This window comes from Archangium violaceum Cb vi76 (assembly GCF_000733295.1).
In the GTDB taxonomy this organism is placed as follows: Bacteria; Myxococcota; Myxococcia; order Myxococcales; family Myxococcaceae; genus Archangium; species Archangium violaceum.
The window spans coordinates 38892-49740 of the sequence record NZ_JPMI01000112.1 but is presented as its reverse complement, the minus strand read 5'-3'; the positions used below and the strand labels follow the sequence as shown (position 1 = coordinate 49740).

The 10849-nt window shown below is 69.9% G+C and carries 12 protein-coding genes; 7 read left to right on the top strand and 5 right to left on the bottom strand.

Annotated features, from left to right (window positions below; all coding sequences use genetic code 11):
- Positions 1 to 24: 24 nt before the first annotated feature.
- The gene (locus tag Q664_RS17835) at positions 25 to 1671 is read right to left on the bottom strand and encodes an amidohydrolase (RefSeq protein ID WP_235216743.1); all 1647 of its coding nucleotides are present in this window, start codon (positions 1669 to 1671) and stop codon (positions 25 to 27) included.
- A gap of 188 nt (positions 1672 to 1859) precedes the next feature.
- Between Q664_RS17835 and Q664_RS17830 the strand changes: the two genes are divergently transcribed.
- A complete protein-coding gene (locus Q664_RS17830; protein WP_052518289.1) occupies positions 1860 to 2207 on the top strand; it encodes a hypothetical protein in 348 nt (115 codons plus the stop codon).
- A 115-nt stretch (positions 2208 to 2322) separates the two neighbouring features.
- Here the strand turns inward: Q664_RS17830 and Q664_RS17825 are convergent, their stop codons facing one another.
- The gene (locus Q664_RS17825) at positions 2323 to 2526 is read right to left on the bottom strand and encodes a hypothetical protein (protein ID WP_043396558.1); all 204 of its coding nucleotides are present in this window, start codon (positions 2524 to 2526) and stop codon (positions 2323 to 2325) included.
- A gap of 208 nt (positions 2527 to 2734) precedes the next feature.
- Between Q664_RS17825 and Q664_RS17820 the strand changes: the two genes are divergently transcribed.
- The 3 genes from Q664_RS17820 (at position 2735) to Q664_RS17810 (ending at position 6313) form a co-directional block, all read left to right on the top strand.
- Complete coding sequence (locus Q664_RS17820; protein ID WP_043396555.1) at positions 2735 to 4036, top strand: glycosyltransferase; 1302 nt, start codon at positions 2735 to 2737, stop codon at positions 4034 to 4036.
- Between the two features lie 202 nt (positions 4037 to 4238).
- Positions 4239 to 5549 (top strand): NfeD family protein, encoded by a 1311-nt coding sequence (locus tag Q664_RS17815; RefSeq protein ID WP_326938710.1) that lies wholly within the window; start codon positions 4239 to 4241, stop codon positions 5547 to 5549.
- Positions 5546 to 6313, top strand: coding sequence for a slipin family protein (locus Q664_RS17810; protein WP_043396549.1), 768 nt, complete (start codon positions 5546 to 5548; stop codon positions 6311 to 6313). Before Q664_RS17815 ends, Q664_RS17810 begins: the two co-directional genes overlap by 4 nt.
- Before the next feature lie 6 nt (positions 6314 to 6319).
- Here the strand turns inward: Q664_RS17810 and Q664_RS52255 are convergent, their stop codons facing one another.
- Together Q664_RS52255 and Q664_RS17800 are read right to left on the bottom strand one after the other, a co-directional pair.
- The gene (locus Q664_RS52255; RefSeq protein WP_052518287.1) at positions 6320 to 7042 is read right to left on the bottom strand and encodes a YsnF/AvaK domain-containing protein; all 723 of its coding nucleotides are present in this window, start codon (positions 7040 to 7042) and stop codon (positions 6320 to 6322) included.
- A gap of 66 nt (positions 7043 to 7108) precedes the next feature.
- Positions 7109 to 7729 carry a hypothetical protein gene (locus tag Q664_RS17800; protein WP_043396546.1) on the bottom strand — a complete coding sequence of 207 codons (621 nt, stop codon included), beginning with the start codon at positions 7727 to 7729 and terminating at the stop codon, positions 7109 to 7111.
- A 482-nt stretch (positions 7730 to 8211) separates the two neighbouring features.
- On the opposite strand from Q664_RS17800, the gene Q664_RS17795 reads away from it, so the two are divergent.
- Both Q664_RS17795 and Q664_RS57815 read left to right on the top strand, forming a co-directional pair.
- The gene (locus tag Q664_RS17795; RefSeq protein WP_235216742.1) at positions 8212 to 8814 is read left to right on the top strand and encodes a hypothetical protein; all 603 of its coding nucleotides are present in this window, start codon (positions 8212 to 8214) and stop codon (positions 8812 to 8814) included.
- Between the two features lie 834 nt (positions 8815 to 9648).
- On the top strand, positions 9649 to 10026 hold the full coding sequence (locus Q664_RS57815) for a hypothetical protein (protein ID WP_152622162.1): 378 nt from the start codon (positions 9649 to 9651) through the stop codon (positions 10024 to 10026).
- 92 nt (positions 10027 to 10118) lie between these two features.
- On the opposite strand, the gene Q664_RS59115 is transcribed toward Q664_RS57815, so the two are convergent.
- A complete protein-coding gene (locus Q664_RS59115) occupies positions 10119 to 10259 on the bottom strand; it encodes a hypothetical protein (RefSeq protein WP_200883721.1) in 141 nt (46 codons plus the stop codon).
- Between the two features lie 106 nt (positions 10260 to 10365).
- On the opposite strand from Q664_RS59115, the gene Q664_RS17785 reads away from it, so the two are divergent.
- Entirely contained in the window at positions 10366 to 10848 is a 483-nt protein-coding gene (locus Q664_RS17785) for a helix-turn-helix domain-containing protein (RefSeq protein WP_043396539.1), read from the top strand.
- Position 10849 lies beyond the last annotated feature (1 nt).

Sequence of the window (10849 nt, the reverse complement as noted above, 5' to 3'; positions counted from 1 at the left end):
CCAGAGGGAGAGGGAGTCTCCGCGTCAGCGGTGCACCTCGCGGCCATCCACCACCGTGGCCACCACCTTCGCGTTCACCAATTCCTTTGCTTCGTCCAACACCGGGTCCACTGACAGCACCGTGAAGTCCGCGTCCATCCCCTCCACCAGCCTCCCCCTCCGCTCCTCCGCGAACGACGCCCACGCCGGCCCCACCGTGAAGCCCTCCAGCGCTTCCTGTCCCGTCAGTCGCTCCTGTCGCTGCCAGCCGCCCTCCGGCTTCCCCGCGGCGTCCTGACGCGCCCTCGCCGCGTACAGTCCCGACAGCACGTCCGGGTTCTCGATGGGGAAGTCACTCCCCAACGCCAACACCGCCCCCGCCTCCTTCAGGCTCTTCCACGCGTACGCCCCCTTCAGCCGCTCCGCCCCCAGCCTCGCCTCCGCCCACCCCATGTCGCTCGTCGCGTGCGTCGGCTGCACGCTCGCCACCAGCCCCGCCTCCCCCAGCTTCCGGATGTCCTCCGGCCTCAATATCTGCGCGTGCTCCACCCGGTGCCTCAGCGGCTTCGTCCCCGTCGCCGCCGACGCTCGGATCAGCGTGTCCACCACCAGCGTGTTCGCCCGGTCTCCAATCGCGTGCACGCACACCTGGAAGCCCCGCTCCATGAAGGCCCACGTCCTCCTCGCCAGCTCCTCCGGCTCCATCAGCAGCAGCCCCGTCTCCCCCGGCGCGTCACTGTAGGCCTCGTGCAGCGCCGCCCCTCGCGAGCCCAGCGCCCCGTCCAGCAGGAACTTCACCGCCTTCATCTCCAGCATCCGCCCCCCGTACGTCCCCAACTCCAGGTACGTGTGCCGGTCCTCCCCCTGCCCGTCCGCCATCGCGTACACCCGCACCGGCAGCCGCCCCGCCATGTCCCACGCCTGCAGCTTCCGGAACGTCCGCAAATCCATCCCCGCGTCGTGCACCCCCGTCAGCCCCACCTGCGCGCAGCGCTCCAACGCCGCCGACAGCCGCGCCTCCAACTGCTCGTCCGTCGGCGGTGGCACCACCTTCGTCACCAGGTCCATCGCGTTGTCCACCAGCACCCCCGTCGGCTCCCCCTTCGCGTCCCGGAGGATCCGCCCTCCCGCCGGGTCCGGCGTCTCGCGCGAGATTCCCGCTCGTCTCAGCGCCTCCCCGTTCACCCACGCCGCGTGGTGGTCCACCCGCGTCAGGTACACCGGAGTCCGCGGGAAGCGTGCGTCCAGCTCGCTCCTCCCAGGGAAACCCTGGCCCGGCCACCCGTTCTGGTCCCAGCCCTTTCCCATCAGCCAGTCGCCCTGGAAGCTCGTCGCGGGCGCCTCCGCCAGACGCCTCACCACCTCGTCCACCGAGCCCGCTCCCTCCAGCCTCGCCACCGTCAGGCTCCTGCCCAGCCCCGCGATGTGCGCGTGTGCATCCACCAGCCCCGGCACCATCACCGCCTCGCCGTAGTCGACGACCCGCGCCCCCTCACCCGCCGCCTTCAGCACCTCGGCCTTCGTCCCCACCGCCACCAGCCGGCCTCGACGCACCGCCAGCGCCCGCGCCTCCGGCTTCCGCTCGTCCAGCGTCCGGATCCGGCGTGCCACGTAGACTGTCGTCTCCACTCGCGCTCCCTCGGGCGCCCTCCGGGCGCACCCCGCCCCCAGCACCAGCAGCAGTGTCCCCATCAGGGCCACCCGTGCCGCACCTCGGGCTCTCGTTCCTGCTCCGTGTTGGGATGATCGTCCAAGCATCGACGGCGCCACTGTGCGCCAGCCGCTCGCGCCTGTCACTGACACCGTGGGCCTCGCGAGGCTTCCCGCCCGGCAGGCAGGTGCTGTACGTACCGGCATGGCTCGTCGCAGGAGGTACCGCCATGGCGAAGGACGACACCGTGTCCAATCCCATGAACCTGCCGCGCTGGGCGAAAGGGCTCGGTGGCTCGGTCGTCCGCGACGGTGAGCAGTGGCTCGTCCAGACGCCCCAGGGTCCGGCCCGGCTGCGATTCGCTCCCCCCAATCCGTTCGGCATCCTGGACCACTCCGTCAGCCCGGCTCCAGGTATCGAGGTCTATGTCCCCCTGCGCGTCATCGCGCATGGCACGGACAGCGAGGTGGTGTTCACCCTCTTCCGGAAACCCGGCATGACGGATGCGCAGTTCGCACGAGACGCCGCGATGGTGGAACAGGACCTGGCGGCGCTAAAGGCCTTGCTCGAAGCATAGGGGGTGCACCCGGGCTCAACCCGGGGCGCCCGATACCCTCACCCCCGACCCCTCTCCCGGAGGGCGAGGGAGAGGGTTCACGGTGGGGTCCCGGAAAGAAAGTGACGGCCTGGGGTCAGGGAGGCGTTCCTCCGTCCGTGTCCGTCGGCACGTTGAGCGGACCCGCGGGCCCCGGCGGCTCCGCCGGCACCAGCTGCGCATCCTCCTTCTGCGCCGGATCCTGGATCGGCATCGCGTTCTCCGTTCCCGGTGGCTGCGTCGTCCGGCAGGCCAGCAGGGAAACGACCACTCCTATCGTGATGAGCAGGGCACGGCGCATGCGTCCTCCTGAAAGCATCCCCCTCCCACCGTAGGGAGCCCCTTCCTCCTCCGCAACGAGCTCCCGCTCCGCTCCGTCCTCCATCGGATGCACGCGCCCCGGGAGGCGCTCGCCTCATCGTCTCCCGCTCCACCCTTCAGGCTCCGCCCCCCCACCTCCCCTCGCCTCCGTCGTCACCTTTCTCCCGAGTCTCGTGGCGGGAGGCCCCATGCTCGACGTCATCGACATCGGTGACAGATCCCTCGCGGCGTACCAGGGAGTCGCCCCCGATGAGCAGCTCGAGGAGCTCGTGCGCGTCTCCCAGCGTCTCCGCGGCGCCCGCATCCTCCACCTCAACGCCACCTCCTACGGCGGCGGCGTCTCGGAGATCCTCCGCTCCTGCGTCCCCCTCCTCAAGGACCTCGGACTCCAAGCCGAGTGGAAGATCATCCGCGGCGACGACGCCTTCTTTCAAATCACCAAGCGGCTCCACAACGGCCTGCAAGGTGCTCCCGGCGAGCTCTCCGAGACCGAGAAGGCCCTCTACCTCGGCAACGCCCAGCTCAACGCCCCCCACCTCGCCGAGGGCTATGACTTCGTCATCGTCCACGACCCCCAACCCGCCGCCATCGCCGGACTCGCCCGCCACCGCGGCTCCCGGTGGATCTGGCGCTGCCACATCGACACCTCCCACCCCAATCCCGCCGTCTGGGAATTCCTCACCCCCTACCTCGCCGCCTACGACGCCGCCGTCTTCACCCTCGAGAACTTCATCCCCCCCCACTTCCCCATCCGCCGCGTCGCCATCATCCCCCCCGCCATCGACCCGCTCAGCCCCAAGAACCTCGCCCTCCCCAAGGCGCTCGCCCGCCACATCCTCGAGTGGATCGGCGTCCGGCTCGACCAGCCCCTCGTCACCCAGGTCAGCCGCTTCGACAAGTGGAAGGACCCCCTCGGCGTCGTCGCCGCCTACCGGCTCGTCCGCCAGCGCATCCCCCAGCTCCAGCTCGCCCTCGTCAGCTCCATGGCCCTCGATGACCCCGAGGCCTGGGACATCTACGGGAAGGTCCGCGCCGACACCGCGGGAGATCCCCTCATCCACGTCTTCACCAACCTCGTCGGCGTGGGCAATGTCGAGGTCAATGCCTTCCAATCCCTCTCCGACGTCGTCATCCAGAAGTCCCTGCGCGAGGGCTTCGGGCTCGTCGTCTCCGAGGCCCTCTGGAAGGGCACCCCCATCGTCGCCGGACGCGTCGGCGGCATCCCCATGCAGATGCCCCCAGGCACCGGTGGAATTCTCGTGGACAGCATCGAGGAGTGTGCCGAGGCGCTGATTCATCTGCTGCTTCATCCGCGGGCCTCTCGGGCCCTCGGCGAGAGTGGCCGCGAGCGCGTCCGCCATCACTTCCTCATGCCCCGGCTGCTTCTCGATGAGCTGCTTCTGCTCGAGCGGCTCGCCGGAGAACAGTCCCGGGAAGACCCTCACCCCAGCCCTCTCCCAGAGGGAGAGGGAGCAGCCACGGTGGGATGACGGGGATTGGGGACACCCCATCGGCTCGTCTGTGGCTCAGGCGACATCTGGACCGCTGAGAGACGTACTCAGATGGATGGTGCCTTCCAGGGAGGGGCGACACCGCTACGCACAGTGGATACGTGGTCCAGGCTGATTCACGGACTGGAGTACGGGGGAGGCAGGTGGCGCGATGGGCGGATCTCGGCATTTGGTTTGGACAGTGCTCCTGCTGGGTCTGCTGCTGAGCGGCCAGACGGCCAGTCATGCGGCTCCTCCCGCTCCTCCCGTCGTCTCCCGCTGCGTCCTCGATGGCACCGTCGATGCCGGCTCCCGCGCCTTCCTCGTCGATTGTGTCCGCCGCGCCCACGAGGCCGGTCATCAGGCCCTCCTCGTCCGCCTCGACACTCCCGGCGGCGAGCTCGAGTCCACCCGCGACATCGTCCGCGCCTTCCTCGGTGCCCGCATCCCCGTCCTCGTCTGGGTCGGCCCCTCCGGCGCCCGCGCTGGCAGCGCTGGCGTCTTCATCACCCTCGCCTCCCACCTCGCCGCCATGGCGCCAGGGACCAACATCGGCGCCGCCCACCCCGTCGTCGGCCTCACCGGACAGGACCCCGAGGACGCCGGTGGCAAGGAGATGGCCCGCAAAATCGAGAACGACGCCGTCGCCTTCGTCGAGTCCATCGCCAAACAGCGCGGCCGCAACGTCGAGTGGGCCATCCGCGCCGTCCGTCAGAGCGAGAGCGTCCCCGCCGAAAAGGCCCTCGCCCTGAATGTCATCGAGCACATCGCCCCCACCCAGGAGTCCTTCCTCGAGTGGGCCCACGGCCGCTCCGTCACCGTCGGCGACTCGCCCGTCACCCTGCGCACCGCCAACGCACAGCTCGTCGAGCTGCGGCCCTCCTTCTCCCAGCGCTTCCTCCACGCCCTCGCCCAGCCGGCCGTCGTCTACATCCTCTTCCTCCTCGCCGGCCTCGGCATCGCCGTGGAGCTCACCCACCCCGGCCTCTTCGCTCCAGGTCTCATCGGCGTGGTGTGCCTCGTGCTCGCCCTGCTCGCCTCCTCCGCCCTCCCCGTCCGCACCGGCGCCATCGTCCTCATGCTGTTCGGCATCGCCCTGCTCGTCGCCGAGCTCTTCGTCACCAGCGGCCTGCTCGGCGCCGCGGGCTTCGGGCTGCTCGTGCTCGGCGGCGTGTTCCTCGTGGACCGCTTCGACCCGGAGTGGTTCCTCGACACCCCCCTGCACGTTCCCCTGCGCACGATGCTCCCCACCGCCGTCTTCGTCGCCGGGGCCGCCATCTACCTCGCCTTCCGCGCCGCGGAAACCCGCCGCAAACCCCAGCTCGCCGGAGACGTGGGCCTCGTCGGCGAGGTGGGCCGCGTGCTCGACGCCGTTTCTCCTTCCGGCGGCCAGGTGTTCGTCCATGGCGAACGCTGGGCCGCCGTCTCCTCCACTCCCCTTCCCGCGGGTGCCCGGGTCATCGTGCGCCGCGTGGAGGGGCTCACCCTCTTCGTCGATGAGGTGACATCATGACCGATTTCTTCGGCGCCCTCGGGCTGCTCATCCCCCTGGGTATCCTCGTGCTCGCCTTCCTCTCCGGCGTGCGCATCGTCAACGAGTACGAGAGCGGCGTCGTCTTCCGGCTCGGCCGCTTCGTGGGCATCAAGCGCGCCGGCTTCCGGTGGATCATCCCCTTCGTCGAGCGCATCGTCATCATCGACATGCGCACCGTGGCTCGCGACGTGCCCCCGCAGGACGTCATCACCAAGGACAACGTCAGCGTGAAGGTGAACGCCGTCGTCTACTTCCGCGTCATCCACGCCGACAAGGCCGTGCTCCAGGTGGAGGACTACCTCTACGCCACCAGCCAGCTCGCCCAGACCACCCTGCGCGCCATCCTCGGCCAGGTGGAATTGGACCAGCTCCTCTCCGAGCGCGACCGCGTCAACCGCGACATCCAGAAGGTGCTCGATGCCCACACCGACCCGTGGGGCATCAAGGTCTCCAACGTGGAGGTGAAGCACATCGACCTCCCCGCGGAGATGCAGCGCGCCATCGCCCGCCAGGCCGAGGCCGAGCGCGAACGCCGCGCGAAGATCATCGCCGCCGAGGGCGAGCACCAGGCCGCCGAGAAGCTCTCCCTCGCCGCCGAGGTGCTCGACCGCAACCCCATCACCCTCCAGCTCCGCTACCTGCAGACCCTGGTGGAGATAACGGGCGGCGGCAACCAGACCATCATCCCCATCCCGTTGGACCTGATGCGGGCGCTCGGCATCCAGCCGAAGTCATCCGAGTGAGGTGAATCAGTGCGAGCGCGTGTCCGGCCGCGCGTCGTCCACGACCACTTGCGTGTCGCCCTCCTCCTCCACACGCGCCACCTCGTGGCGCAGGGGCACCTCCTCCGTCCAGGTGCGCCGCTCCACCGCTTTCTCGAGGTGCACCTCCTCGTAGACCACGGCGCGCTTCACCACCTCCACGTCCTCGCGCCACAGCGGGATGACCTGCTCGAACGCCTCGAACGCCCCCGCGGTGGGGACCTCCGGCGCGGCGGTGGCCCCCGGCTGCACGGGCAGGCGCTCCACCACGAGGTCCTCGCGCCGCACCTCGACGGTGAGCTGCTTCAGCTCCGTGCGCACCACCTTGCGCACGCGCACCGCTCCCACGTCGCGCATGTGCAGCAGCGGGTACGCGTCCTCGCGCGCCAGCGGCACCCGCGCTTCGTCTCCCTCCTCGCGCACGCTGGCTCCAGAGGCCTCGCGCGCGATGGACTCCCGTGACGGGCCGGGCTCGCGCAGGGGAGTCCCGGTGTGCGTCTCGCGCAACGCGGCGCCCTCGAGCAACCGCACCTCCCCATCCGTCACCGTGCCCACGTCACTGCGGGAGATGGTGAAGCGCCGCGGCCAGAAGAAGCCACGCTCCACCACCAGCGCCCCCGCCTCGAGCCCCACCAGCGTGCCCAGGCGCCTGCCATCCACTCCTCGTACCACGAGCCCCGTCCGTAGCTCCTCCGCCCCGTCTCCAGCCATGACCGTCCGCTCCTCGGTTGCCTGTCGTGTCGTGCCGCGTCCTCACGGGTGTTCCACTTCGTGACCTCAGTGCAGGTCCTGGTCCGGACGTCCCGTGTCCTCGTGGGCCCCGGGCCGGCGGCCCTCCGGAGCGCCCCGCCGTGCCGTGAGCACCTCGCGCCACCGCGACCGCGCCTGGGAGACCCGGCCCGGCTCGTCCACCGGGTGGGCCCCCGTGGAAGACACCAGGGGCCGGCGGACGGTCCCGTGCAACCCTCGCGGCGCCGACAGACGTCCGGCCAGCAGGGCCCGGCCGAGCGCCGCGCCCACCACCGCGCCCACCACCGACGCGAGCCCGCTCCACCCCGGCTGAGGCAGGACGCCGGCGCTGCCCGGTCCCACCATCGCCGCGAGCAGGAGCGCGCCCGCCCAGGAGAGCAGCCCGTGCAGGTACGCGCCGAGATTGCCGCGCTCACCCGATGCGGAGGCTCCCACCCACGCCGCCACGCCCGCGGCGAGCAGCGGCGCCATCACCCACCACAGTTGCCGCCCGAGCCCGGCCTCCGCTTCCAGCGGCAGCGCCCGTGGCACATCCCCGAAGCGCAGCAGCACCAGCCACACCGCCGCGCCCAGCAACGTGCCCGTGGCCACCGCGCCCCAGCGCACCCCGGGTAGGGTGCGGAACGTCCTGCGATGCGTCTCGTCCATGGTGTCTCTCCTCGCTCGGGAGTAACGGTCGCGAGCACCCTGACGGGCGCTCCGCTGATCACCATGTGCAGTGCACGCGCCGGACGCAGCACGCCCCGGGAAGCCCCGCCTCGCCCCACCGGGAGGGCGTCCAGGCAGCGGGGGCCGATTCTCTCCCCGAGAGGACGGGCAGGCGGGCTGGAATTCCCGACTGGGGGCAGGCCCCAGTTCCACTGCCCGCCACGGAGGGAGCGCACGGCAACCGCCCTGCCCGATGGTAGAGTGGAGAACGGCCGAGCCATGTCCCGCCTACGCCGGAGAACCATGAAGCGGACGTGTCCATGAGGCATGCACTTGCATTACTCCTGCTGGCGGCAGGATGCGCCACTCCATCCGCGCCCTCCACCGCCGCGCGGCGCGTCGCCAAGGGTCCGTGGCCGGAGGTGCCCGCCGTCGAAATGCCCACGGGGGATACCTCCATCCCCATCAGCTTGCTCCGGGATGTGGCTGACGCACTCCTCGAGCGCCCTGGCGCCAAGGTGTGTGACCCGGTGACGCAGCGGCCCATCATGGGCCTGTCCACGGAGTACTGCTCGACGATCTATGTCGCCGGAGACCGCGACTCTCTCTCATGGCGGGTGACCGAGCCCAGCCAGGGAACCCACAACTCCTGCCGCCCGTCCTTCGCGGTGGAGGACGACGACCATCCCGCCTCTCGGGTGTGGGTCGTGGGATACATCCACAACCACGTCTGTGGCGCGCCTCCCTCCTCGCTCGACCTCGCGGCCTGGCCTACGGATGCGTTCGACGCCTACGTGGCCATGGCGGAAGTCCGCCTGATTCCGGGCAACGGGCAACCGGGCAACCCGGCTCCCGCAGCTTACAAGAACACGGGTATCGAGCTGGCCTCTGCCATCGTGGCGGAGCGCCAGGACGGCACGCGCGTCTACTTGCGCTACTTTCCCACGGGCGAGGTCCAACAGTGGAGCAATGCGAGGGCCGGCTGGGTCACCCTCGGCAGTTGCGCTCCACGGCAACTCGATAGCCGCAATCGCGCTCGCCCACCCCAGTGCAGCCCTGAACCTCTGCAGTTGTTGCGCGAGTAGGCGCCAGTCATGTGCCAGCAACCCACAAGAAGAGTCTCAGACCCACGCTGGCGCCTTCGGGATGTGATCCCCGCTTCGTGTGCGATTGCCGGACGTGGCCTTGGGAGAATGCGATGAACAAGGTGTATGCGCTCGCAGTACTCACCGCGGTGCTTTCAGGATGTTTCCTGACCGCCGCTTCCGGTAGGAGGCAGCTCGAGTGGCCGGGCGAAGCCTCGACCCAGCTCATCGTCCCGCTCACCGAGGCAGGAGCCGCGCTCGCCGCCGCGGCCGCCATCCGCGAGATGGTGAGAACCAACCCCCATCCAGACCTGTTCTGGGGCTGCTCCAGCCCCGAGCAGGGCTTGGATGTCGTCGTCTTCAAGGACTTGTCGTCGGGCTTGTACTACGTGTCGATCAACCAGCGCTTCAATCGGTGCGGCGGCCCGCGCGTGCGTGTACTCGACGGGTATTACGAGTACGCGGTAACCGCCCAAGGCGAGGTGGTGGCCGAAGTCCTGCTGCCGGACAAGGCACCAGTCCCATCTCCGCCCACCCCTGCGGGGGGCCTGCCCGCACCGGCCCCTGCTCCGCCGCCCGCGGACCCACCACCCGCCGACGCGCCCGTGCAATCACCTCCACCGGCCGAGTCTCTGGCTGCGCCCTCACATGCGGTGCCAGCCGCCCCCCCCCGAGCCATCCGCTTCGAGCAAGGGGGGAGTTGCCCCAGCCGCGGGCACTGGGGCCCCAGGCCACGCAGCAACCACAGCCGACAGCACACAGGTCCCTCCGCGCGTCCGATTGGAAATGCAGGACATTCATTACGACGGGTGGACCCTCTCGGGACGAGTCCTGATGAGCCCTGTCGCGGGCAGTTTGCGCCTGGACAAACGGCTCAAGATGATCACCACTGTGGATATCGGGCATGTCTGGGATTGCGCTCGCGAAAAACGCTTCATCTACAGGATTGCCCGTCCCCTTGCCCCCTCGGACCGTTATGAGGAAATCCTGATTCATCCTGGCTCCTGGTACGGCAGCACGGTGCACTTCCCCGTGTTCCTCGAGGGCATCACCGGGATGGGGCCGGAGTGTATCGAGGCCGACATTTTCCTCCATTCAGCGGGCGAGCATGTCGCAAGCCAGCGCATCCGCGCCGTGCGCACCCTGGCGCAGCACCCGGATGGCGGCGTACCGCAAGCGCCACGGCCCACACCGGATGCGGGCTCACCGTGAAGTGGGACACGGCGACGAGCGAGGAACCACGGTGCTCACCTGCTCCGCTCGCCACCAGACCCGGGCGCCACGACGACCCCGAACATCTCGCGCTACTCCTTCAGCATGTCCCGCGTGCGCGACGTCATCCGCGCGCTCTGGTTGTCCAGCCCCGTCGCCAGGATGCCGCACGCCGACCCCCTCACCGCTGGCGTCACCGCCGCCCCGATGACCCGGAGGGAGGAGATGTCCACGAAGCCAGGTCGCCTGCCCTCCTCCATCCCGACACTGGCTTCATGACAGTGACAATTCACCACTGACATCTTGACACCTGCGGTGTCGGGTCTTACTGTCAGTGGCGTGAGCACGACGAACACACGCAAGGAGTGGAAGCTGACGGAGCTGGCGGAGGCGGCGGGCGTATCCCCACGCACCGTGCGCTACTACGTCCAGCGCGGGCTCCTGCCCGCCCCGCCCTTCAAGGGGCCGGACACCGTCTACGGGGAGGACCACCTGGTGCGCCTCAAGGCCATCCGGGTCCTACAGGCGCGGTTCCTCCCGCTCGATGCCATCCAGGTGGAGCTGGCACGGCTGGGCCCCGACGAGCTGAAGGCGCTCGCCGAGTCCGAGCCCACCGCCCCACCTTCCGCCCCCGCCTCGCCGCCCCTCCCCGGGCCGGTGAAGGCCGAGGCCTCTCCCAGCCCCTCCAGCACGGTGACAAGCTGGCGGCGGTGGGAGCTGGCACCGGGGCTGGAGCTGCAGCTCGCCGATACGGCGGACGCGAAAACCCGGGCGCTCGCGGAGCGTGTGCGCGCCCTCATCCAGGAGTCCCAGGAAAGGTAGA